Source organism: Gardnerella sp. DNF00550 (genome assembly GCF_049262685.1).
GTDB lineage: Bacteria > Actinomycetota > Actinomycetes > Actinomycetales > Bifidobacteriaceae > Bifidobacterium > Bifidobacterium leopoldii.
The window spans coordinates 1,058,088-1,081,767 of the sequence record NZ_CP058397.1; the positions used below are offsets into that span (position 1 = coordinate 1,058,088).

The 23,680-nt window shown below is 43.8% G+C and carries 19 protein-coding genes and 1 pseudogene; 7 read left to right on the forward strand and 13 right to left on the reverse strand.

Annotated elements, in window-relative coordinates; genetic code table 11:
- From HXT29_RS04110 to HXT29_RS04125, 4 genes are all read right to left on the reverse strand, one after another.
- On the reverse strand, positions 1 to 1,038 hold the full coding sequence (locus HXT29_RS04110; RefSeq protein ID WP_064340304.1) for a hypothetical protein: 1,038 nt from the start codon (positions 1,036 to 1,038) through the stop codon (positions 1 to 3).
- Positions 1,039 to 1,053: 15 nt separating this feature from the next.
- Complete coding sequence (gene coaD, locus HXT29_RS04115) at positions 1,054 to 1,602, reverse strand: pantetheine-phosphate adenylyltransferase (protein WP_032835291.1); 549 nt, start codon at positions 1,600 to 1,602, stop codon at positions 1,054 to 1,056.
- 127 nt (positions 1,603 to 1,729) lie between these two features.
- Positions 1,730 to 2,059 (reverse strand): DUF3039 domain-containing protein, encoded by a 330-nt coding sequence (locus HXT29_RS04120; protein ID WP_004105359.1) that lies wholly within the window; start codon positions 2,057 to 2,059, stop codon positions 1,730 to 1,732.
- A 222-nt stretch (positions 2,060 to 2,281) separates the two neighbouring features.
- Complete coding sequence (locus HXT29_RS04125) at positions 2,282 to 3,619, reverse strand: nicotinate phosphoribosyltransferase (RefSeq protein ID WP_174143446.1); 1,338 nt, start codon at positions 3,617 to 3,619, stop codon at positions 2,282 to 2,284.
- Between the two features lie 193 nt (positions 3,620 to 3,812).
- Between HXT29_RS04125 and cysS the strand changes: the two are divergent.
- The 7 genes and pseudogenes from cysS (at position 3,813) to trmD (ending at position 10,664) form a co-directional block, all read left to right on the forward strand.
- Positions 3,813 to 5,451 (forward strand): annotated as a pseudogene (gene cysS, locus HXT29_RS04130) (cysteine--tRNA ligase).
- A 75-nt stretch (positions 5,452 to 5,526) separates the two neighbouring features.
- Positions 5,527 to 7,197: a signal recognition particle protein gene (ffh, locus tag HXT29_RS04135; RefSeq protein ID WP_004105368.1), complete on the forward strand. Its 1,671-nt coding sequence runs from the start codon at positions 5,527 to 5,529 to the stop codon at positions 7,195 to 7,197.
- Entirely contained in the window at positions 7,194 to 8,342 is a 1,149-nt protein-coding gene (locus HXT29_RS04140; RefSeq protein ID WP_004105370.1) for an endonuclease/exonuclease/phosphatase family protein, read from the forward strand. Before ffh ends, HXT29_RS04140 begins: the two co-directional genes overlap by 4 nt.
- A 116-nt stretch (positions 8,343 to 8,458) precedes the next feature.
- Complete coding sequence (rpsP, locus tag HXT29_RS04145; RefSeq protein ID WP_004574047.1) at positions 8,459 to 8,920, forward strand: 30S ribosomal protein S16; 462 nt, start codon at positions 8,459 to 8,461, stop codon at positions 8,918 to 8,920.
- 2 nt (positions 8,921 to 8,922) lie between these two features.
- Positions 8,923 to 9,156 (forward strand): RNA-binding protein, encoded by a 234-nt coding sequence (locus tag HXT29_RS04150; RefSeq protein WP_004105376.1) that lies wholly within the window; start codon positions 8,923 to 8,925, stop codon positions 9,154 to 9,156.
- A gap of 1 nt (position 9,157) precedes the next feature.
- The gene (gene rimM / locus HXT29_RS04155) at positions 9,158 to 9,757 is read left to right on the forward strand and encodes a ribosome maturation factor RimM (protein WP_032835294.1); all 600 of its coding nucleotides are present in this window, start codon (positions 9,158 to 9,160) and stop codon (positions 9,755 to 9,757) included.
- A gap of 40 nt (positions 9,758 to 9,797) precedes the next feature.
- On the forward strand, positions 9,798 to 10,664 hold the full coding sequence (gene trmD, locus HXT29_RS04160) for a tRNA (guanosine(37)-N1)-methyltransferase TrmD (RefSeq protein ID WP_422118466.1): 867 nt from the start codon (positions 9,798 to 9,800) through the stop codon (positions 10,662 to 10,664).
- A 489-nt stretch (positions 10,665 to 11,153) separates the two neighbouring features.
- On the opposite strand, the gene rsmD is transcribed toward trmD, so the two are convergent.
- From rsmD to mvk, 9 genes are all read right to left on the reverse strand, one after another.
- Positions 11,154 to 11,738, reverse strand: coding sequence for a 16S rRNA (guanine(966)-N(2))-methyltransferase RsmD (gene rsmD / locus HXT29_RS04165; protein WP_004105380.1), 585 nt, complete (start codon positions 11,736 to 11,738; stop codon positions 11,154 to 11,156).
- Between the two features lie 160 nt (positions 11,739 to 11,898).
- Positions 11,899 to 13,332, reverse strand: a complete 1,434-nt coding sequence (locus HXT29_RS04170) for an MFS transporter (RefSeq protein WP_004105381.1) — start codon at positions 13,330 to 13,332, stop codon at positions 11,899 to 11,901.
- Positions 13,333 to 13,392: 60 nt separating this feature from the next.
- The gene (locus HXT29_RS04175) at positions 13,393 to 14,331 is read right to left on the reverse strand and encodes a nucleoside hydrolase (protein ID WP_004574052.1); all 939 of its coding nucleotides are present in this window, start codon (positions 14,329 to 14,331) and stop codon (positions 13,393 to 13,395) included.
- A gap of 72 nt (positions 14,332 to 14,403) precedes the next feature.
- A complete protein-coding gene (locus HXT29_RS04180) occupies positions 14,404 to 15,552 on the reverse strand; it encodes a PfkB family carbohydrate kinase (protein ID WP_004105383.1) in 1,149 nt (382 codons plus the stop codon).
- A gap of 289 nt (positions 15,553 to 15,841) precedes the next feature.
- Positions 15,842 to 18,304, reverse strand: a complete 2,463-nt coding sequence (locus HXT29_RS04185; protein WP_422118302.1) for an ATP-dependent DNA helicase RecG — start codon at positions 18,302 to 18,304, stop codon at positions 15,842 to 15,844.
- Between the two features lie 91 nt (positions 18,305 to 18,395).
- A complete protein-coding gene (gene rpmB, locus HXT29_RS04190; protein ID WP_004105392.1) occupies positions 18,396 to 18,590 on the reverse strand; it encodes a 50S ribosomal protein L28 in 195 nt (64 codons plus the stop codon).
- A gap of 127 nt (positions 18,591 to 18,717) precedes the next feature.
- Complete coding sequence (gene fni / locus HXT29_RS04195) at positions 18,718 to 21,069, reverse strand: type 2 isopentenyl-diphosphate Delta-isomerase (RefSeq protein ID WP_422118303.1); 2,352 nt, start codon at positions 21,067 to 21,069, stop codon at positions 18,718 to 18,720.
- Between the two features lie 9 nt (positions 21,070 to 21,078).
- A complete protein-coding gene (mvaD, locus tag HXT29_RS04200) occupies positions 21,079 to 22,176 on the reverse strand; it encodes a diphosphomevalonate decarboxylase (protein WP_004574055.1) in 1,098 nt (365 codons plus the stop codon).
- 135 nt (positions 22,177 to 22,311) lie between these two features.
- Positions 22,312 to 23,436, reverse strand: a complete 1,125-nt coding sequence (mvk, locus tag HXT29_RS04205; RefSeq protein ID WP_422118467.1) for a mevalonate kinase — start codon at positions 23,434 to 23,436, stop codon at positions 22,312 to 22,314.
- Between the last annotated feature and the right edge of the window lie 244 nt (positions 23,437 to 23,680).

The following is a 23,680-nucleotide window of genomic DNA, read 5'->3' on the forward strand; positions in this document are numbered from 1 at the left end:
CTAATTCCTTTCCTCTTCATCATCGTCATACAATGATGAGCTAATGTCGTTTTGTACGTGCGCTGCAGCTCGGCGACGATCTTCTAACACTCGCTGACCCGCTTGCACGTCTTGCTCTAATTTATCTAGCTGCTGCTTTAAGCCTTCCATAACAGTTGCGCAATACTGATCCGCACCTTGCGTAAGCTTGTCTGATTTTGCTTGCGCAGTAGCGAGAATATCGCGAGCTTTCTGTTTTGCTAAAGCCGTTACGTTTTCTTGACCTGCTAAGAATTGAGCACGCTCTTGCGCTTCTTCAATTATTTCTGCAGATTGAGATTGCGCTGAGGAAACAATAGAGCTTGCTTGTGCTTGCGCTGTACGCAAACGTCGCTCTGCTTCTCGCATTAATGCAGAAGCTCGCTCCAATTGCACAGGAAGCATATCTTTCAAACGCGCTAACTGGTCAACGAACTCATCGCGATCAATTTTTACCATTCCTGCAGCAAACAGAACATTCTTTGCTTCCGAAAGGGCTGCTTCCATTGCATCAATAATGTCGTAAACTGTTGTAAATTCAGCGCGACTCTTTGAGCGCACTTCATCGCTTACTGCTTCTGCAGCTACTTTTGAAGTTTCAGATTCATTTTCTTCAAAGTCAATAACGCCACCGTCTTCTCTTTCTCGTAAATCTGGAAGAGGGAAAGGAGAAAATGATGCTGGCGAAGAAGCTGCTTTGCTATTTTTATTGTTCTTATTTGCACTATCAGCGCCATTATCTCGCACATCTTCCGCAGCAGAAACACTTCCAACTGCCGCAACAGATGACGTTTCTGTATTGTCAGCATCTGAGTCAACTAATAGGTCGCCTTTACGCGCACTTCGCACGTCGGATTGCGTTGTATTTACAACGCCGTCTTGAGCATCTTCTTCATCTGCAAGAACCGGATGCAATGGAAGCTTTTGATTGCGATCAACTTGCACTTCGCGCTCCATTGTGTCGTCTCCTTCACTAGATAATCCAGAAGTTGCGTCAGTAAGTTCATTTTTATTTGTCATCTTCTACTCTCCTGTTCAATTGTTCAGCATAGATGAATTATTATCTACGCCTAATGATTGTTCATTAAAAAGCTTTTTTAATAAGGGTATTACGTTATCTGGAACCATGCCAGTAACATTTCCCCCATGACGAGCAACATCTTTAACCACAGAGCTTGAAACATGCTCAAGCACAGGATCAGCAGGCAGAAAAAGTGTTTCGATACCTGCTAATTTGCGGTTCACTAGCGCCATTCCAAGTTCTGCCTCATAATCACCGTTTTGACGTAAGCCTTTTACGATTACTGTAGCACCAACTTTTGTACAGTAATCAGTAATCAAACCAGCTGTTGAAGTTACTACTATTTTGCAATTGCGATTGAAACTATTCTGAGCTTGCGGCAAATTATTTATTGCTTCTTGAATAATTTTTACGCGCTCAGATTCAGGAAATAACGGAGTCTTTGCAGCATTTACCGCAACTAGCACATGTACTTCATCAAATAGATGCGTACAACGTTGTATTACGTCTAAATGGCCGGCAGTGACTGGATCATACGAGCCGGGGCACACAGCTATAGTCATGCTCTTAGATTATCACCCATTGCGCTCAGAACAAAAATATATTAATAAAATAGCGTTACTTTTATCGTTAAAGATAGAAGTAACGCTGATATTTAATATAAATTGCTTAAATACGCAACATAATTACTTAAAAATTAAACTTTCCTAATTCCTCGTATATGCGCTTGCATTCAGGGCAAACTGGGTAGTCATTTGCTTCGTGTCGAGGAATCCACACTTTACCGCACAAAGCTACTACTGGTCGACCAGTTAAGCGCGACTCTTCAATTTTGTCTTTTGACACATAGTGCGCAAAACGATCTGCATTACCACCATCATCTAGACGAGCATCTTCGTCAACTTCTGGACGTTCTAGAACAGAAGTGCTTGTGCCGGAACCAGAGTCTGGATCTGTGGATTGCGAACCAGATTCCATAACAGCATCTAACGCATTATCTGCTTCTAAAGATGAAAACATCTCGCATCCTTTCGTAACGCATTGTGTAACGAATTTCGTAGCGCACTAAAATTTAATTGAATTTTATTCGCAAAACCAAGCATAAAGCATTATCGCAACAAACACTCAAAAAGCTGTCGGAAACGCTAATCTTTACGCATGAATTATTTGCGAAAATTATTTGCGATCCTTTTGCGAATCTTATTTAGTTATTTAGTAAAGTTTAGTTTTAAAAAAATCAATTTACAGTACTTGAATTTCTGTTGGTATTGCAGGATCTCCGCGCATCAAACTTTGCGCAGCCAAAGGCAGTCGACGCAAAGCAGAAGCGCAATAATCCTGGGCACGCATAATCGCATCGTGACCCATAAACTGTTCGTCAGCTTCACCGTCGACCATGTAATCAACTAGCAGATTTTCCCACGAATCCTTAGGCTTAAACTGAGCGAGCGCAACTTCCGAACCGGAAATCACGTGTTCGCAATCAGCTACACCGCAAGAATCGCTGCTGTAATCGTATGAACGATACGCCAACTTACGTCCAGGCACAGTCGCTTTATTCTTAGAACGCTTAGCAACAGGCTGCATTACACCATCTGCACCCTCACGCTCAGTAAGCTTATAAACCATTGCGCAAGTTGGAGCGCCGGAGCCGGTTACAAGCATTGTGCCGATGCCGTAAGAATCCACAGGCGCATTTTGTAAGGAAGCAAGAGCATACTCGTCCAAATCGTTCGTAACTGTAATCTTTGTGTTTTTAGCACCCAATTCGTCGAGCTGATTCCTAACGCGACGAGCCAGAGCGCACAAATCTCCAGAATCAATACGAATTCCGCCAAGATCTGGACCTGCAACTTCCACGGCTGTCTTTACAGCTTCCTCAATATTATAAGTGTCAACAAGAAGCGTAGTGCCTTTGCCAAGAGCTGCAATTTGAGAAGTGAAAGCGTCACGCTCAGTGTCGTGAACAAGAGTGAAGCAGTGAGCTGCGGTTCCGATTGCCTTTAAACCGTAAAGTTTTGCAGCTAACAGATTTGCAGTACCTTTAAAACCGCCAATTACTGCGGCACGAGATGCAGCAACTGCAGAATATTCGTTCGTGCGGCGGCCGCCCATATCCATGCAAGGACGTCCTGCGGAAGCAGAAACCATGCGAGCTGCAGCAGACGCCACAGCACAATCGTAATTGAGAACGGAAAGCAGAAGAGTTTCGAGCAAAGTGCACTCGCCGAAAGTGCCTTCTACTTGCAAAATTGGCGAGTTAGGGAAGAACATCTCACCCTCGCGATAACCGGAAATTTTACCGCGGAATCGGAAATTTTTCAGCCATTCAATGGTTTCTGCACTAACAATTTTGCGATCACTTAAGAAACGTAAATCATCTTCCGAAAGATGGAATTTTTGCAACTCTTCCAAAATGCGGCCCATGCCAGCAACAACTCCGTAACGACGGCCTTGAGGCAAGTGGCGCGTAAAAATTTCAAAAACGCACTTGCGATTTGCGGTGCCGTCTTTAAGAGCAGCGTCGAGCATAGTGTATTCATACATGTCCGTCATAAGAGCAGATGAAATCTCAGCCATGATATTCCTTTCGTAACGAACAAAATAAAAACAGCTAGGTAATAGATAAGTAATAGATATGAATCTAATTGGATTACTAAAGCTAAATCTAAAACCAAATCGCGATAATTGTATCGCTAACTAAAGAGCCGACGCACGAAATGCAACTTCTCAAAGTCACTCTGAGTATAAAGAAGCATTTATAATAGCAATTATGCTTAATAAGAGTTTGAACGAAGAGACTGCAAAAGTTACTAAAGCCGCAGAAAACCTGCACTTATACAACACGGCTTCACATTCAACGAACACTTTCGTACCTAAAAAGCCTGGTCAAGTAGGCATGTACGTGTGCGGCGCCACAGTGCAAAGTTCTCCGCATATTGGTCATATTCGCGCAGCGATCGCATTCGATATAATCCGTCGCTGGATGCTACGTTTAGGCTACAAAGTCACGTTTGTTAGAAACGTCACAGATATTGACGATAAAATTATGAAAAAAGCCAATGAATCAGGGCAAAATTGGTGGGAACGAGCATATATTTACGAGCGCGAATTTACAAAATCCTACAATACTTTAGGGGTACTTGCGCCAACAGTTGAGCCGCGCGCAACAGGTCATATTACAGACATGGTTGAGCTGATTGAGCGTTTGATTGAGCGCGGTCACGCATATGTTATTAATGACAGCGACGGAAATCCTACTGGAAATGTTTATTTTGACGTGCCAAGTTGGGAGCATTACGGCGAATTAACGCACCAAAATCAGAACCAAAATGAAACTTGCGCAGACGAAGCCGCAGCTATTGCAGACGCAAAGGGTCCAAGCGTAGACGCTGCTGAAAACGATATTTACAATCCAACAGATCCTGCAGATGCTTCACCAGACAAACATGATCCTAGGGATTTCGCACTTTGGAAAGCACCTTGCGATTTCGATCAGCCGGATGCGCGCTGGAAAACTCCTTTTGGCGAGGGACGCCCTGGTTGGCATATTGAATGCTCTGCTATGAGCCATCGATATCTTGGAGACGATTTCGATATTCACGGAGGCGGCCTGGATTTGCGTTTCCCTCACCACGAAAACGAAATGGCACAAACGCGTGCTGCTGGCTGGGAAAGCGCTGATGTGTGGATGCATTCAGCATGGGTTTACCGCAAAAGGTGAAAAAATGTCCAAATCCTTAGGAAATGGACTTTCCGTACCAGTAGTTTTGGCAAATAATTCGGCTTGGGTTGTGCGTTATGCTTTGGGAGCAGTGCAATATCGTGCAATGCTGGAGTGGTCCGACCAAGCTTTGGTGGAGTCAAAATCGGCTTACGATCGCATTATGAACTTCCTTGAGAGAGCTGGCAGATTGCTTGACAAGAAGCCAACTTGCGAAGAAGTGCACTCTGTTAACGCAGACGAGCTTCCAGAAGATTTTACTCGCGCTATGAACGATGACATTAACGTTTCTGGCGCAATCGCAGAAATATTTACTACAATTCGTCAAGGAAATGCTCTTATTGACGACTGCAGCAAAGATTCTTCACAAGCACAAAGCGAAAGCGTACAAAAGCTCATATATCTCGCTGTTTTGCAAGTGCGAGCTATGTTAGATACTTTGGGCTTGGATCCTTACGCAAAAACGTGGGCTTCGAACGATAATCAATCGTCTGCAGAAGGCTCAAATGGCAAGGAAAGCAAAGAATACTCAGCTTTGGACTCTTTAATTACTTTGCAACTTAAAGCTAGAGCAGATGCTAGAAAAGCAAAGGATTTTGCTACTGCAGATGCTATTCGCGACGCGTTAAATAACGCAGGAATTGTAATTGTCGATACTTCGCAAGGATCATCTTGGCATTTGCAATAAACGAAAGTAACGCAAAAGTATTAGTTAGCAATTGCACTAAAGTTACGTTAGCAACAACAGGTAGAATGGAAAACTATGGCAGCATTTAGTTCGTTAACAGACCGCCTTTCCAATGCTTTTAAGCATTTGCGCAGCAAAGGCAAGCTATCAGAATCCGATATTGACGGCACAATTCGCGAGATTCGTCGCGCACTTCTCGATGCAGACGTTGCGTTGGAAGTAGTACGCTCATTCACTGCTCGAATTCGCGAGCGCGCTCTTGGTGAGGAAGTTTCGCACGCTTTAAATCCAGCTCAGCAAGTTGTGAAAATTGTAAACGACGAGCTTACGCAAGTATTGGGCGCAGGTGTAGATAGGCAGCTTAATTTTGCGAAGTACCCTCCAACTGTAATTATGCTTGCAGGTTTGCAAGGTGCAGGTAAAACTACGCTTGCTGGAAAGCTAGGCTACTGGCTAAAGGATGCAGGTCATACTCCTTTGCTTGTAGCAGCAGATTTGCAACGACCTAATGCAGTCACACAGCTGCAAGTTGTTGGCGAGCGCGCAGGAGTTCCTGTATTTGCTCCAGAAAAGGGTGTGCAAACAGGTGGAAGCGCGATTTCTTTGCCATGGTTCACTAAAGGCGACCCTGTTAAAGTTGCGCGCGATTCTATTAATTATGCGCGCGAAAAAATGTATGACACTGTGATTATTGATACCGCAGGTCGTTTGGGTGTTGACGAAGAGCTTATGAAGCAGGCACGCAATATTCGCGATGCCGTGCAACCGCAAGAAGTGCTGTTTGTTATTGATGCAATGATTGGTCAGGATGCTGTTCGCACTGCTCAAGCTTTTAACGATGGCGTGAACTTTACTGGCGTTGTGCTTTCTAAGCTTGATGGCGACGCTCGAGGCGGTGCTGCACTTTCGGTTGCAAGCGTTACTGGAAAGCCGATTTTGTTTGCTTCTACAGGTGAAGGTTTGAAGGATTTTGAAATCTTCCATCCTGATCGAATGGCTTCACGCATACTCGATATGGGCGATATTTTGACGCTTATTGAGCACGCACAGAAGCAGTTCGACGAAGAAGAATCGCGCAAGGCTGCTGCAAAAATAGCTGAAGGCAGCTTTGGTTTGGATGATTTTTTGGAGCAGCTTCAGCAAGTTCGTAAGCTTGGCTCAATGAAGAAGCTTTTGGGCATGATGCCTGGAATGGCAGCTCACCGTCAGGAGCTTGAGCAGTTTGACGATAAGGAAATTGACCGAACTGAGGCAATTATTCGCTCTATGACTCCTCAAGAGCGTAGAAATACAAAGATTATTGACGGATCTCGCCGCGCGAGAATTGCTGCTGGTTCAGGTGTGAGCGTTTCGCAAGTTAATGCACTTTTGCAACGTTTCGAGCAGGCTGCAAAAATGATGAAGCGAATGAGCGGAGGCGCTGGAATGCCTGGCATGGGCGGAATTCCTGGCTTCGGTGGAGCCGGCAGTAAGTCGAAGCGCAAAGATAAGAAAGGCAAGAAGAAGGGCGGAAAGTCCGGAAATCCAATGCGCAGGGAAGCTGAAGAGCGCGCGTTGCGTGAGCGTCTTTCTGGCGAATCTACTAGCGACGATGTTGCAGGTTCTGCTTTTGCAAAGCCGCAGCAACCAAATCTTCAGAATCTTCCTGAAGGACTTAAGGAACTTATGAATTCCGAAGATGCAAATCAAGATAATCAACTGCCACCTAACTTTGGCGGCGGATTAGCTGGCTTATTCGGTCGATGATTTTAGTATTGGCGTTTTTGTGGGTTATATTTGTGCCGCTTCTTTTGTGGCAGTTGATGCGTTGGCTGCCAACAGGTGCGGATAAATATAACCCACTTCCGTATATTATTGCGCTGCTTCCACTTGCAACTTACGTTATGGGAGCACTGTTTTTGTGTAATTTTGGCGGTTTTTTGCTGTATACATGCTGCGCAGAAAAAGTGACGAAATCGCTTAATTTAGCGCAATCTTACGCGAAATCTTACGGATATTTATGTATTGCGTACGCTGTGCTATTTTTGATTTCGCTTAAGTCGCATACGCCGTACTGGTTTGCAAAATTACGTAGGTTGCACGAAAGCAGGTCGTCGCGCAAAAGCTGCAAGAAACGGCATCAAGAAATACGCGTGATGACTCTTAATTGCAGATACGGAAAAGCGAGCGCATCCGAAATAATAGAAATAACGAAAAAATATCACGTAAATACGTTACTTTTACAAGAATTAAGCGAGTCTTTAGTAAAAAATCTTGAGAAACTTGGAATATACGAAATTTTCCCAACTTCGTGCGTAGGTGCGCAAAGTGAGCATAATAACGGCGGATTCAACGCTATTTTTACGCAATATTCCGCGATTTCTACTTGCAATAATTCCGTAAAAATTGAAGCTGCAAGCGTGCCTCGCGTTACAACTTGCTTAGATTTTGGTGCAACTGAAAAAGTTGTAGTGAAATTTGCTTCTGCACATCCAAAGTCACCGATGCGTGGGTGTGCTGCTTGGAGTAATGGAATTCGCGCACTTGCGACTATTGATTCTACTTATTGCGTTGACGAATCCACTTCGAAAACTTGCGATTTAGCAACTCTTACTATTGTTACTGGCGATCTTAATTCCACAGTCGACCACCCAAGCTTTCGCTCGCTTTTGAAATACGGATTTACAGACGTTGCACTTTCGCTTGGAAAGCGTCTACGCACATGGCCTACATGGCTTAAGTGGCCAAATCTTACACTTGACCATGTGCTATTTTGCGCAAAAAACTGTAAATCTAACGCACTATGGCAAAAGAATGTAGTTGTTGACGGCACTGATCACCTAGCCTACATCGCAGCAATCGACCTACAATCACTAGATAAAAACGTCCAAGCGCGCAGGCATAATGGATAAGTTATTCGCGTGAATCGGCGCCCTCTTCCCGATCACGTGAGGAACATGTGGAAGCTCGCAAGGAGTGCCCCACACCCGAACGAAATTCCACGACTCTAGTTATAAGGAGAGCCATTTTGGCAACCAAGATTCGTCTTAAGCGATTGGGCAAGAAGTTCTATGCCTTCTACCGTGTAGTCATTTCTGATTCACGCAACAAGCGCAACGGTCAGTCCATCGAAGAGATCGGCGTTTACGATCCAAACAAGCAGCCATCTATGATTCAGATTGATTCTGAGCGCGCACAGTACTGGCTTGGCGTTGGCGCGCAGCCAACCGAACCAGTGTTGAAGCTCTTGAAGATTACTGGCGACTGGCAGAAGTTCAAGGGTCTCGACGGCGCTGAAGGCACGTTGAAGACTTCTGAAGCTGGCCCAGACGCACAGGCTCGCGTTGAAGCTGTTGAAGCTGAAGCTCAGAAGCTGAAGGCCGCTAAGTCTGAAGCCGCTGCTAAGGCTAAGGCTGCAGCTGAAGCCGCTGCAAACGAAGCCGAAGAAGCCCCAGCTGAAGCTGCCGAAGCCGAGGAAAAGGCTGAGTAATCATGCTGGCTCAAGCTGTTGAACATCTCATTAAGAACATCGTAGATTTTCCAGATGACGTGTCGGTACGTTCTCACGAAAATGCTCGCGGCGAATTGCTTCGAGTACGCGTGAATCCTGAAGATATCGGTCGCGTTATTGGACGCAATGGTCGTACCGCTAATGCAATTCGCATTGTTGTGCAAGCTTTGAGCAACCACAATGTGCGCGTTGACATTATGGACGTACGTAAGTGAGATGAACGTGGCATTAGACCAACAATCTTTTGACAACCCTCAGCAAAGTCGTAATGACCTGCTGAGGGTTTGTCGTATCGGTAAAGCCCAAGGTTTAAAAGGTGAAGTCACTGTACAAATTTTTACAGATGAGCCTTATGAACGTTTTGAGCCTGGAAATATATTGTGCACTGCAAACGGCGAGCGCGAGTTCGTTATTGAGAACGCAAGAACGTTCAAAAATCGTTGGATTTTACTATTCGAAGAATCACAAAATCGCAACGATGCGGAAGCACTTAATGGCACTGAATTGTATGTGCATGCAGAAGATGCGCAAGAGCTTGCTGCTGAAAATGCTTGGTATATTAAGGATTTGGTCGGTTTGCAAGCGCGTTTGTGCGAAGAAAATCAGCTTGGGCTTACTCCTAAAGTTATTGGAAAAGTCGTGGATGTGCTCGACGGCGCGCAATCGTTACTGAAAATCCGTTTAGATCATCCGATTGACGAAGAGAATAAAACAGCGCTCGTGCCATTTGTTGAAGCTATTGTGCCGGAAGTTGATGTTGCAAACGGGTATTTGACTATTGATCCTCCTGGCGGTTTAATTCCGGGGCTTTTGTAGTTTTCGTAGTTTTGTAGTTTTCGTAGTAGAGTGCCTTATGATGGACATCGATATTATTTCCGTATTCCCAGAATATTTTCGCATGCTAGACCTAAGTTTGTTAGGCAAAGCGCAAAATAATGGTTTATTGCAAATTCGCGCATACAATTTACGCAAATGGACTCACGATGTGCATCAATCGGTTGATGACACGCCGGTTGGCGGTGGCGCTGGCATGGTTATGAAGCCTGAAGTTTGGGCGGAATGCTTAGACGAGCTGCTTAACTTGCCAAAATCTGAAGTAAAAAATACGTGTGATACGTGTGATAGTTGCGAAGAAGCAAAAATCGCGCCTAATAAAATAGACTCAACTAAACCAATCCTTATATTCCCGAACCCTTCTGCCCCACTATTTACGCAAAAAGACGCAACGGAATTAAGCAACGCAAATCATTTGGTGTTTGGATGCGGCAGATACGAAGGCTACGACGCTAGGATTCCAGAATATTACCGCGCGCAAGGAATTGACGTACGCGAGTATTCAATTGGCGATTACGTGCTAAATGGCGGAGAAGTTGCAGTAAGCGTTATGCTTGAGGCAATTACACGCTTAATCCCTGGGTTTATGGGAAATCCTGAGTCGATTGTTGAAGAGTCGTACACAGGATCGGACGCACTTTTGGAACACCATCAATATACGCGTCCAACTACTTGGCGCGGTATAAGCGTTCCGGAAATACTCACTTCCGGAAATCACGCCAAAGTTGATCGTTTTCGTCGAGATGAAGCTATATCTCGCACAAGCGAAATTCGTCCTGATTTGATTGAAAAATTGGACTGCCACAAGCTAGATAAAGCGGATCGAAAAACGCTTATGTCGCTCGGATGGGAAGTTTCCGGCGATCATCCGCGCAAAAACTTACTCTAGCAACAAAAGCCAGAAATACTCCGGCAACAGTATTGCCCTGCTAACGTTAATTACTTGTTGATTAGAGAACACTAACATTATTGCTGCCGCACGCGTACAACATAAAATCCCTTCACCATAACACCACCACCTGTTTAGTACGCTAACTTCAATGTACTAATATTCGTGTGGTAGAGATTTGAGATTTTTCGCACTGAGCGCGGCGAACGTCAGAGCCGCAGGCTGCTGATTCGCCAAGCGAAGAAGAAAAATCGAAAAATCTCTGCGATAGACACGGTTATTAACGATTAAACACGCAGAGTTTGGGGGATTTCTTTACGAGCACTAAAAGAGGACTGATGGAGCAACGTTCTTTAAAGAACAAAGCAGACAGCAAAACATCTAACAGCCAAAGCGACTGAAGGACGGGACGTGCGAGGAGAGAAATCCCCCAAAACTCGCGCCACAACCTGAGTGCGAAAACAGATTGTAACGAAGCCGAAAAATAAATTAGTCGCGAGAAGGCTGAATAAACAACACGGAAGTTTCTCCGTAATTACGCGTATCAAACAGCTCCCAGCCCTCAGGCATAGTCGGCAAAACACTTCGCGCGCTACGCTCCAACACAATCAACGTATCTGCAGAAACGCTCACAACTCCGCTCGCAATCATCGAAGCCAATAAACTTTCGCAATCCGCAGTTTCGTAAGCATAAGGCGGATCAATAAAAACCAAGTCAAACGCTTCCCCACTATAATCCGCAACGAACTGCTCCGCGCGCTTTCGAAGAACCCTCATAGAAAGCGCAGAATCCCAAGCCTTTGAACTCTGCAACGCTTTCGACGTACGAAGTATAAGCGCAGCTGCTTGCGAATTTGCTTCAACAGAAACAAGCTCACGCGCGCCACGAGATAGCGCTTCAACTCCGAGTGCTCCCGTGCCAGCAAATAGATCAAGTACGCGCGCATTGTGCATAACATCCCACGAATCGAGCCTAGAAAATATCGCTTCTTTTGTGCGATCTGTAGTAGGTCTTGTACACGACTGCGCTGAAGTAAGCGGCAAAGATTTAAAACGTCCAGCAATAATGTGCATACTTCTAGCTTAGCTGGAACCTGCAGACACGCACGCGGCAGCAGAAACTTTACGCGCGTGTAAAGTTTCGGTCGGCTACGCGCCAAAAAACGGCAGAAACTGTGCAGCTGTGTAAAGGAAAAGCCGTTTGCGCGCCAAAAAACGGCGAAACTTTACAATATTACTTATCCGCAGCCTTAGGATCTGGAATTAAGAACGAGCAAGCAAGCGCAAAAGCTAGCAAAACGACGCCGGCAACCATCGCAGCAGCGTATCCGCATGTTACGCCACTTAAAGACGCAACATTCGTCATCACAGCATACAAAATTGCAAAACTTAAGCCGGCTCCCAAATTAAAAGCTCCAGCATTCATACCCGGCAAGTATCCCGGATTATCTTTTGGAGAAAGCACAATACCTAAGCCATTAAGCATAATATTTGCCATGCCAGAATAGCTCACACCTACCCACACTGAAAACAGCACCAAAGCCCAAGCAGACGGCATATAAGCAACATACACACCAAAAGCAACACAAATCATGCTAAACGCAATTCCAATACGCAACACAAGCCTGTACCCGTAATTTGCAGCAAGCACGCCCGAAATAGTGCCAAACAATAGCCCAATAATTGCGTAAGGAGTAAGAGTTACGAAACTTACCATATTTGTGCCAATATTTGCACCAAACTTACTATCGTTAGCAAGCTTTATCACAACGCCATTTATCAAAGCAAACACGCCAGTCATTGTCAATAAAGTGCACAAAAGCAAACCCCATGTACGACGCTGCTTCATATATGTTGTAGAAACCAGCGGAGCCGCGCTTAAAACTTCGATTTTCCAGAATATTGCGAAAAACAGCACAGCAACAAGCACAAGAATAAGCACCATAAGCCAGTTAGATTTAGCTAGTTTATTACTAAGTTCATTAATAGAAAGATATATTGCAAGAAACGCAATTCCGAGCGTTACAACTCCTAGCCAATCCATTCTGCTAGTAGCATCCGAGCGAGATTCATCAGCTAAAACAATAATCATAATAACAGCAATAGTTGCGATTGAAGCCATAATCCAGAAAACAGAACGGAATCCGTATTTACTGGCAAGCCAACCACCTAATAAAGCATCAAATCCAGCAATACCGCCATTTACAGAACTTAATATTGCCATCAACTTTGCGTAACTTTTTTCTTGCCGTACGCGCACGCGCAACATAATTAAGCACATTGGCAATACAGGACCGGAAGCACCTTGCAAAATACGCCCAAGCATAAGCATATTAACGTCTTGAGCTAGCGCAGAAATAATGCTTCCAAAAAGAGTTGAGATAAGAATTCCGGAAAGTACTTTTTTACGCCCAATTAGATCAGACAATCGCGGCAAAAATAGCGAAAATAATGCTGCAGCAGTAAAGAATATTGTTTGCGTTAAAGCGATTTGAGTATCTGTAGTATGAAGTTCTTTTGACATCGTCGTCAATACTGGCGAAAGCATAGAAACGTTTAGCTGGAACGCAAAGATAGCAGCAAGAAACGCCACCATTAACGCCAAAACGGAACGTCCACCCTTATCTAGCATACGCGTAGAAAATGTTGGAGATTCAACCTCAGCCATAATCTAACCTCCGCTTAATTACGTAAAGTCATTCAAACGTCATTCAAAAGTCACCAACAATCATCCAATGCGCTTAATCGCATCTATAATCAAATTCCAGAATTTATCGAAATCAAGTTTTGTAGCAACTTGCGTATGGCATTCTTCTTCAGAAGGTTCAGTACCACGCAAATCTGCAACGGTCATGCCAAGAGTTAAGTCACTGTTTATTTCAACATCAAGTGGGCAACGCCTTGTGCTAATAACACTTTTATCGATCAAATAAGCGACTGTGCAAGGATCATGCACTGGAGGATCAACAAAATCTTGATTATTCTTATAAGCTTTACGGAAGTAATCCATAAGATCGCAAGCAAATTTAGAAACAGGCGTTCCAATAGAATTAATTTTCTTCTGTATCTCTAAAGTGCACAAAGCTTGGTGAGTTAAGTCTAAGCCAACCATCGTAACTCGCCAATTTTCATTAATCACAACATGCGCAGCTTCAGGATCTGTCTTAATATTAAACTCAGCAACAGCACTACAATTGCCGCTATGATAGCCACCACCCATAAGAACTACTTCTTTAACGCGGCTGACAATTCTAGGCTCCAATCGCACAGCCATAGCGATATTCGTAAGAGGTCCGGTTGGTACAAGCGTAATCGTGCCAGGCTCATGGCTCATAATTGTGTCAATAATCCAGTTAACAGCATGCCCTTTATCCAAAGGTTTAGTTGGCACTGGAATATTTGCTCCGTCTAATCCTGTTTCTCCATGAACAGCAGCAGCAACTTTTAGAGGACGAACCATAGGACGGTCGCATCCGGCATGAACTGGAATATTAGTTGCATGAGCTATTTCTAGAGTTGCTCGAGCATTGTATGTTACTTTTTCTAGGCTTTGATTTCCACCAACCGTAGTTACGCCGAGCAAATCGATATTAGGATTGCCAACAGCTAATAAAATTGCCATCGCATCGTCATGACCAGGGTCACAATCTAGGATGATGGAAGTCATACTAACTCCTTCATAAACACATGTATTTTGGAAGCAAATCGTGACGAATGCACTTCGCATAAGAACGCAAAATTAAGCATGCTCATGAATATTCGTCATGCGTTGAGAAATAAGTTCTGGATTAAACGACTCATGTACAGGCTGCATAGATTCAGTATTCAAAGCTGCAGCAGCAACCGCAAATCTGCCAGTTTTTGAAGAATCAAATTCGTTATATCGCGCGTAAATAAGCGCCGCAGTAGCAGCATCGCTAGAACCGTTGTCGTTGCCGACTGCTTTAACACCAACATTGCTATTTCCGCGAGTTAGCATCATTCTCTGGACGCGCTTGACTGGGACAGGATAGAACGACACTCCCTCATCTGCAACACCATAAGCAACTCCTGCGCGACCGGCATTTACAAATACACGTTTTACTCCACGCTTTAAAAGCACATTCGCACAGCGAATTGCAGAACGCTCGTCAACAGCATTAATGCCAGTTAAAGCCTGCGATTCAGCAGTATCTAAAATAAGAGTGTCAATACGAGACAATCTAGAAAGCACTCGAGGAGCTTTTGCATCCGTAACTGCACGAACAACAATAGGACGGCGATAACGGTCACATAGCCACTCAATTGACTTTTGCGGAATATTAGTATCCAACACCAAAATATCAGCATTTTCAATAATAGACATACGCTCACGCAAAAAATCAGGAGTCATGTGATCGTAAATACTCATATCGTCTAAAGCAAGCAAACGCTGACCAGAAGCGTCACCAACATACATGTACGAAGCAGTCATCGACTCAGGAAGTTGCTTCGCATAACCAATATCTAAGCCGTTTGCAGCAGCATCAATGCGGAAAAGTTCTCCGTTGTGATCGCCACCGTACACAGAAACCATGCTTGTGCGAATATTAAGACGCTCCAACGCGACTGCAATATTCCTTCCAACACCGCCTAGCATGTAGCGCACGTGGGAAGCATTAGACGTGTAATCCATCAAATCTCCGCAAGCAATGCCAAGAACATCCATGCTAATTCCGCCAACAACAGTCACATAACTTGGAGGAGTAACAATATATCCCTTACCTCGTAAATATCCTTTGCGAATTAAATTGGAAATATGAGCGGCCACACCTGAACGAGTAATTCCTGCGAGATTTGCAAGTTCCTGCTGGCTAATCATCGGGTTTTGTTGAATCCAAGTCAAGATTTGTTGTTCGCGTTCAGTCATTGTCGCCTCATCTCTATTGTGATTACAAATGATGCCTACTATCTAGGATATTCACAATTCTCATAATATGCACGTAAATTTATGTAATTTTGTTGTTTTTTTATATTATATCTAACAAAAGTTGATATTAATTATCAATTAAAAATAGTTTCTTACAGTATTTTTTACTAAATTAAGTGCATAAATATGCAATAATTTTTTCTTTATACTTTTCTTTATAGGATATTTTATTCATACAATATTTTAATTTTATAAGATATTTTGCGAGCAAATTCAGAACTTTAGAATTTTAATTGCTTACGATTTGCGTACTTCCGCCTCTCGTAAAATCAAGCACTGCACCTGCAAGATACGGCAACGAAACAAGATGAGCGTCTTTTTGCAAAGTCTCCAACGCATCTTCACGAGCCATAGCGATAATCTTTGCATCCTTAACAACTCGCAAAATCTTCAAACTCGAGCGACCACCCGACTGCTTATCGCCAAGAACATCGCCAACATTGCGCAATTCCAAATCTTTTTTAGCAATTACGGCACCATCTAGCGAATTTTCAACAACTTGCAAACGTTCTTGAGCAAGACTTCCATCCTCAGTTTGCGCAACCAAAAATGCCCAAGAATTCGTGCCACCACGCCCAACACGTCCACGCAACTGATGCAATTGCGCAAGGCCAAAACGATCCGCGTCAAAAATCACAATGCAACTCGCTTGAGGCACATCAACACCGACCTCAATAACCGTTGTAGCAACAAGAACTTGCACATCTCCGCGTGCAAAATGTTCCATCGTTTCGCGTTTTGTAGCATCATCGTCGCGACCAGTAAGCTTAGCAAAAGTAACGCCTTTAAATTGCGGCAAAGCTGAAAGCCGCTTCAAAATGCCGTTAACTGTGTGAAGTTTACGCAAAGAATCTGCGCTATTTTCTTCAGATTGATTAGATTGCACAGATTGCGAAACATCTTCAAAACCTTCAGATTCATCGCTATCAAAATCCCTAGCAGAAGCACTACCAGAATCCCTACCAGAATCCTCATTAAAATCATCATCAATATGCGCGCAAACAACATACGCACGCTCACCTGCATCAATGCGAGCACGAATATGCGCAAACATTCTCGCCATAGTATTCGCATCCGATTCTTGTACAACAAAAGTGCGAATAGGTTTTCTGCCTCCAGGCAATTCAGTTAAATATGAAGCATCCAAATCACCGAACCACGTCATAGCAGCAGAGCGCGGAATAGGCGTTGCAGTCATTACTAAAAGATGCGGTGTAAAAGACTTTTCAGCACTATCATGCGGATCTACACTCATTTTGCGTAACAAAACATCGCGCTGCTCAACACCAAAACGATGTTGCTCATCAATAATTACCAAAGCTAAATTAGTCGGCTTAAAAGTCGACGAGAACGCTGCATGAGTTGCAACAATAAGCGAAGGCTCCCCACTTGCAACACTCGCTAGCGCACGTCTGCGATCCGCAAGTCTCATGCCGCCAGTTACTACGATTACAGGCACTTTTAGATTCGCGCGCGCAATCATTTGGCGCAAATTTTCGGCATGTTGAGACGCCAGAACTTGAGTAGGAGCCACAAGCACAGCCTGATATCCTGATCCAACTGCCTCAAGCATTGCAGCGAGCGCAACAACTGTTTTTCCGGAACCAACTTCACCTTGAAGCAAGCGACGCATCGGATGGCGCTCACGCATGTCACGTACAATCTCATCAATTACATCTTTTTGACCTGCAGTAAGCTCAAACGGCAAACTTTCCACAAATTCATTTCTTATAAGAGAATTATTACAGGATTTTGCTTGATTATCTTTAGAATCTTCACGAGATCGCAATACAGCTACTTGGGAAATAAAAGCTTCTTCATAGCGCAACGAGTCAACAGCTTTGTAAAATTCGTCAACTGATTGCGGATTATGAATTGAGTATATTGCTGACGCTCTAGTCATGAGGTTACGTTTTTTTAGCACTGATTCAGGCGTAATGTTTGGGATTTGCAGGGATTCAGTAGTGCAAGTTGCGGAATTTTTAGAATCTGCGGAATCTGCGGAAGCTGCGGAATTTTTAGAATCTGCGGAATCTGCGGAAGCTGCGAAATCTTCAGAATCTTTAGAAAGTGCAGAAAGTATAGAAAGTATAGTTTCGTGAATATGCTCACTAGAGATTCGCGAATTTGCATGATACACAGGCATAGGCGCACTCATACGCGCCAAACCATCTTCCACGCTTCTTACAGTATCGCGAGATTGATGCAAGCTATCGCTTTCTTCTACAGCAGATACGGTTAAAATTTGAGGATGCGTAAATTGCAATTTACCATTAAAAGCACTAGACGTGCCGCCAACAACAACCATTTCGCCAACATGCATCTTTGCAGAAAGCCACTGAGCGTATTGACGATTTTTAGAAAAATAAATAAGTTGAGCTACTGCTTGCATATCTTGCAAAACGTTAATTTCGATTCTAAAACCGCGACGAGCATTCATAGGCACAACGTTAATTGACTGAACTTGCGCATAGAAAGCCACTTCTTCGCCAATTTTTACATCTTTTAAGTTCGCAATTCTCAGTGGACTTGTAACTCTAAACGGGTAGTAAGTTAACGCGTCTTCAACTGTGACTATGCCCAAAGATTTTAATGCAGAAACGCGTCGCTTATTGCTGATTATCGCAGAAAGCGAAGTATGCATTTTGGCTGAGTTCGTGGGCGTATTTAGCATATTTCGATTATAAATCATCCGCAATCAGGAATATAACGTGCGCGCGAAAAAATATGCAAATACAAAAAAGCCCCGAGCACTGCTCAGGGCCTTACATTTAACACGCGATTCACGCCTCAACGCGCTGAACCTTGCCTGCCTTAATGCATTTTACGCACACACGAAGGCGAACGTTTTCGCCATCAATGGTGGTGCGAACCGGCTGAAGGTTCGGGCGGAAGGTGCGCTTATTGCGAATGTGCGAATGTGAAACGCTGAAACCGGTCTGCGGTCCCTTGCCACATACTGCGCAACGAGCTGCCATAATGGACTCCTATTTTCTTTGACTTGCAAGTCTTGCGTCATTCAAACACACGAACTACTTACGCAAATTACTTACGCACATTGCATAAACAAATAAGCACGCTTGAACGCACAACTACACAAGTATATCACTTACCAAGACAATCCGCACGCACAAACTCAGTCTTTTCTTGTAAATCCTTAACTGTCTTGCATCCAAGAAGCGCCATAATCACCCTAATTTGCTTCTTCCAGTTATCAATTTGCAAAGAAAGCGCGTCCTCACCTTCATGCATAAGCGTATGCAAAAACTCGCCAGCGACACCAACTGCAGAAGCACCCAAAGCCAACGCGCGCACAACATCCAAAGGCGTGCGAACTCCTCCACTTGCGAAAACTTCCATATTTTTTAACGAATCACACTTGCGTATGTCAACCAGCGACTCAACAGTAGTAAGACCCCAATCAGCCAAATAATCACAGTCGCCTAAGTTCCTGCGAGCATTCTCTATTGTTACAAAATTAGTTCCACCACGACCAGAAACATCTACAGTGCGCACTCCAACATCTTTAAGACGCTGAACATCTTTAGCAGAAATTCCGCATCCAGTTTCCTTCACAATCACAGGCACTTTTAGAGCTTCGCACGCACTGACAATAGACTCAATATTGCGCAACCAATTTCGAAAATCGCGATCGCCTTCTTGCATAACCAACTCTTGTGCAGCATTTAAATGCACTTGTAACGCATTCGCATGAATCATGTTTACAGCACGCAATGCATCAGACGCGCTAGTTCCAGCGCTAACATTTGCCATCACAAATCCGTGTGGATTTTCGCTTCTTATGACACTGAAAGTGCTGAGTAAAGTTTCGTCTCGAAGAGCAGCACTCAAAGATCCACTCGCCATAGCAACAGAATTTTTTGCAGCAACTCTAGCAAGACTTGCATTCACTTTTTTAGCAGCATCACTTCCGCCTGTCATTGCGTTAATATATATCGGCGAGCACCAATGCACAGAATCGCATACTTCGCTTCCTAGCACGCTCACGCTAGCGTCAATTTCTTCAAGCGCGACTTGCGGCAAAGCATTCGGCACAAAACGCACTTTGTCAAAATCTGAATCTGCACGAGTTTTATACTGCTTGTCCGCAAGCGCAATATGCGCGTCTTTTCGGTTTTGTATTATGCAAGATTGAGCAGATTGCATATTAAGCTCGTTACGCTTAGCAAACGCGTCTAATACAATATTTTCAGAAGGCTTACCAGTTCCAAAAATTTCCGTAACATCAATATTCAATGGCTTTATTCCATTGGCTTCCCAAGTAGATTTCATAGTTTCAATTACATTATTGTCATAAATTGTCGACAGCGCAATTGCGCAATCTCCTCCGCCTGCACCGCTAGTTTTTGCAGGAATACCGGCACAAGTCGCAATTTCAATAAATTTTGTAAGTTCACGCGTTTCGATAACAGTTCCAGTAAGAGCACTTAATTTTTGCAACAACGCACGATTTTGAGCAAAACCGCTATAGATTTCGCTTATTTCAAACTTTTCAATTACGCGCGCAAGTTTTTGCACGCAAATCTCACTTTCTTTGCAAAAATCTTCGTAAGTGAAAGATTTAATTTTTTTGTCAAAAGCACTAGTTTCGACGCTACTTTCAGCATTACTTTCAACGTTACTTTCCGTACTAGTTTTAACGCTACTTTCTACGCTACTTACTAGCTTTGCGCTAGACGCAGGAGAACCAGTCCAGCCGACTAAAAGTTTTAGCGACTTATCTACGTTTAAACGCTTAACTTCCAGGCGCGGCCACTTTTTGTGCAACAACTCACCGAAATCAGAGCATCCGGATTTTACTAGCGTAAGCTCAGCTTCAAGCCACTCGCGGTTATACGCGCGATACATAATCCAACCGCCATAAGAGCTGACAGCAACGTCTCCACCGCTTCCGGATTTTTTAACACTCGACGACGCAATTAACGCTAGCTTGCAAATTTCTGGAGTCGAAAGATTCAAATCATACCATTTGCACAACGCGCGAATAACTGCGACAGTTACTGCAGCAGAAGATCCAAGACCGTATTTTCTACCAGTTTTTGCATCATCAAGTTCGCTAGAAATATGCACATTGTAACTTTTGCGGTTAATATTTGGCGCACATTCCTCACTAGCATAAGCGTCAACTACACTCATTGCTGCAAGCACATAAGCATATTTTTCGTCGTTTTGTATTTCAATACTTCCGTCGGATGCACGCGCCCAAAGAAACGGTTTATATTTTTCGCCATCTGAGGTAATCACACCACAATAATTTCTGCTACTAGGCGCATTTTTCTGCAAATTTTCGCGTAACTCTTCGTTTAAAGTTTCATCACTTACACTAACCGTCACATAACGATTAACAGCAGCAACAATTGCAGCACAGCCGTCAACAACAGCATACTCGCCCGCAATATAAAGCTTTCCTGGGGCACTAGAGCGCACTTGAGTCATATTATCCGCCTATTTTAAACTCGTACTCACCGTCACAGCGTCACCTGGCAGCGCAATCGCAAATTTCGGCTCGCAATATTCTGTATTACAAAAAACGCTAGAATTACGCAAACCATCTTCAACTCGCGAGCGCAACTGACACATCGCACGATAAGCATCATCTCCAGAAGTAAGCACCTTCACATTCGGACCAGCATCCATCGTAGACCACACCAGCCAACCATCTTTTCGCATATTTTTAACCGCTTCAAGCACAATATGCGTGCTACTAGTCAAATAATTCACCGATGGAACAGCATTATGCATAGTTTCGTGCATTCCAAAAGCATTGCGTTCAACAACCTCACCCAATTGCTCAATATCTGCTCGCTGAATTGCGTTTTTAGCAATTTCAAGGTCGTCCTTCGACTGCTCAACCCATTGCATATACGTTGGCGAAGTTTCAACCGTTCTGCGCATCGCTTCTCGGCTAGAAATCGGCTTTTTGCTATCGTCCAAAGTGACGACAATCATAGCAAGGTTTAAATTTTTAAGCGCAACTTGTGCGTTTTCAATAGGCTCTGCATAAGACGTTTCGTCGTCGCAACCTGCATGCCAAATTGAAAGTCCTCCAAAAATCGAACGACAAGCTGAACCAGAACCACGTCTTGCAAGTCTAGAAAGTTCTCGTGGAGTTAGGTTTAATCCAGCAGCGTACGAGGCAGCAGACGCAAGAGCTGCAAAACCAGACGCACTCGACGCAAGACCAGCAGCAGTTGGCACAATATTATGCGAAATAACGCTTGCTTTCATTGAAATTCCTGCAATTTCACGCACCAAATCGAGCATAGCGACTACGCGACGAAAAGTTTTGGCAGACGGCGAAATCTTTTCATTATCTAAAGTAAAAGTATCTTGTTCAAGATTATTCGCAAAACTTACGCTTGTAGTTGTAGACAAATCCGAAAGGGTGAGCGAAAGCGAGGAAGTATAAGGCAAAATCAGCTTTTCATCGCGCTTACCCCAATACTTAATCAGCGCAATATTCGCGTTTGCTTTAGCAAAAGCTGAGTTGGGTGAAAGACTAGCGTCAAACGTTATTTTTGGCTGAATTTCAACATTTTGCATGCTGTTCCTCTTGCGGCAGATAAGTAATTCTCGTTTGTTAATGTGCTAAGCAATATTTTAGCAAAACAGTGCGCACAAGCTTCTTTTCTTTAAACAACTGTAAAGTTTATGCTACATTTCAAGTAAAAATAAGATTCAATTTATTGCAGAATCACCTATATTTACAACCCACGTATCGCAAGCACCGGCATTTTTAAAAGCTTCACTCACTCGCTTAGCAGCATCCTCACTATCAGCCAGCGCAATGACACATCCTCCACCACCTCCACCGGTAAGTTTTGCACCCAACGCGCCATGCTGACAAGCAGCATCTACCAAGGCGTCAAGTTTTGCAGTACTTACGCCCAAATCCGCCAAAATACGGTGTGCGAAAGTCATTTGCTTACCCATATTTTCAATACGGCCAAACGCCAAATCATCTTCTGCAACAGCCGCAATCTCCCCCAATTTATTGAGCTGCGCTCCAACTTCAACAGGATTCGATTCTAAACGAGAACGTAAAGCTTCAACTGTTTCGCGAGTCATTCCTTTGCATCCAGAATCCGCCAAAACAAGCCACGCACGCATGTTAATTTCCATGCGATCAAAACAGCCACGACTAAAACGCACAGGCCAGGAAGCAGCAGTTGCAGTGGCATCCAAGCCTGAAGAACGTCCGTGAGCCACACACTCAGCAGTCTGCGTCAACTTAAAAATCTCATCATTGCTAGCTGCAACGCCATAATAGTCAAGAATCGCACGAATTACAGCACCGGCAGCTGCCGCAGACGAACCAAGACCTCGTTCTGCTGGAAAATCAGACTCGGTAAAAATGTGCAAATTCTCACCGTTCCACCCTGCAAACTCTAGCGACGCGCGAATTGCTGTTCGTATGCTATTAAAGCGCGTAGGAATTTCGGAAAGTTTGCCAGTAAAGTCAAGGCATGAAAGAGTTATATGTGAATCGAGATTCGTCATAGATGCTAAAGATTCGCTTGATGTAGAAGATAAAGATTCACACGAAGCAGGTGCTAAAGATTCATTGCAACTAGTTACAACAGCGCGCATACGCAAGTTTTTAAGCGGCAAAGCTATTGCAGAATGGCCATAAACCACGGAATGTTCGCCAAAAAGAATAACCTTCGCGCAAGTTTCGCCATAACCTTTGTGATTGCTGTATTTTATTGCGTTTTCAAGATTTGCGCTTACGGAATTTTTACAAGCATACTCTTCGTCATTGCGAATAGCAGATATGTTGGCATCTTGCGCTTTTGCGTTCATACTAAGCTCGTCAGCCAGTTCATATTTGCTTTCCAGCACAGTTTGCATCTCCTTTATAATTTCGCAATTTTCCAACTGTTCTAATTTAGTCGAGTAAAACTTAAAAAACTACGTTACGCACGTGACACTTACAACACATTCACATTTGGAAAACGGCAGAAACTTTACACGAGTGTAAAGTTTCGGTCGGATTAAAGCAATAAAACAGCAGAAACTGTGCACGCTTGTAAAGAAAAAGTCGCAA

What these genes read in the sequence shown, in the direction of transcription:
- HXT29_RS04110 (WP_064340304.1), bottom strand. Translation starts at nt 1,038, where the DNA reads ATGACAAATAAAAATGAACTTACTGACGCAACTTCTGGATTATCTAGT.
- coaD (WP_032835291.1), bottom strand. Translation starts at nt 1,602, where the DNA reads ATGACTATAGCTGTGTGCCCCGGCTCGTATGATCCAGTCACTGCCGGC.
- HXT29_RS04140 (WP_004105370.1), top strand. Translation starts at nt 7,194, where the DNA reads ATGATTTTAGTATTGGCGTTTTTGTGGGTTATATTTGTGCCGCTTCTT.
- rsmD (WP_004105380.1), bottom strand. Translation starts at nt 11,738, where the DNA reads ATGCACATTATTGCTGGACGTTTTAAATCTTTGCCGCTTACTTCAGCG.
- mvk (WP_422118467.1), bottom strand. Translation starts at nt 23,436, where the DNA reads ATGAACGCAAAAGCGCAAGATGCCAACATATCTGCTATTCGCAATGAC.
- rpmB (WP_004105392.1), bottom strand. Translation starts at nt 18,590, where the DNA reads ATGGCAGCTCGTTGCGCAGTATGTGGCAAGGGACCGCAGACCGGTTTC.
- trmD (WP_422118466.1), top strand. Translation starts at nt 9,798, where the DNA reads ATGGACATCGATATTATTTCCGTATTCCCAGAATATTTTCGCATGCTA.
- mvaD (WP_004574055.1), bottom strand. Translation starts at nt 22,176, where the DNA reads ATGCAAAATGTTGAAATTCAGCCAAAAATAACGTTTGACGCTAGTCTT.
- HXT29_RS04185 (WP_422118302.1), bottom strand. Translation starts at nt 18,304, where the DNA reads ATGATTTATAATCGAAATATGCTAAATACGCCCACGAACTCAGCCAAA.
- fni (WP_422118303.1), bottom strand. Translation starts at nt 21,069, where the DNA reads ATGACTCAAGTGCGCTCTAGTGCCCCAGGAAAGCTTTATATTGCGGGC.
- HXT29_RS04125 (WP_174143446.1), bottom strand. Translation starts at nt 3,619, where the DNA reads ATGGCTGAGATTTCATCTGCTCTTATGACGGACATGTATGAATACACT.
- HXT29_RS04120 (WP_004105359.1), bottom strand. Translation starts at nt 2,059, where the DNA reads ATGTTTTCATCTTTAGAAGCAGATAATGCGTTAGATGCTGTTATGGAA.
- rimM (WP_032835294.1), top strand. Translation starts at nt 9,158, where the DNA reads ATGAACGTGGCATTAGACCAACAATCTTTTGACAACCCTCAGCAAAGT.
- HXT29_RS04175 (WP_004574052.1), bottom strand. Translation starts at nt 14,331, where the DNA reads ATGACTTCCATCATCCTAGATTGTGACCCTGGTCATGACGATGCGATG.
- HXT29_RS04150 (WP_004105376.1), top strand. Translation starts at nt 8,923, where the DNA reads ATGCTGGCTCAAGCTGTTGAACATCTCATTAAGAACATCGTAGATTTT.
- HXT29_RS04170 (WP_004105381.1), bottom strand. Translation starts at nt 13,332, where the DNA reads ATGGCTGAGGTTGAATCTCCAACATTTTCTACGCGTATGCTAGATAAG.
- HXT29_RS04180 (WP_004105383.1), bottom strand. Translation starts at nt 15,552, where the DNA reads ATGACTGAACGCGAACAACAAATCTTGACTTGGATTCAACAAAACCCG.
- ffh (WP_004105368.1), top strand. Translation starts at nt 5,527, where the DNA reads ATGGCAGCATTTAGTTCGTTAACAGACCGCCTTTCCAATGCTTTTAAG.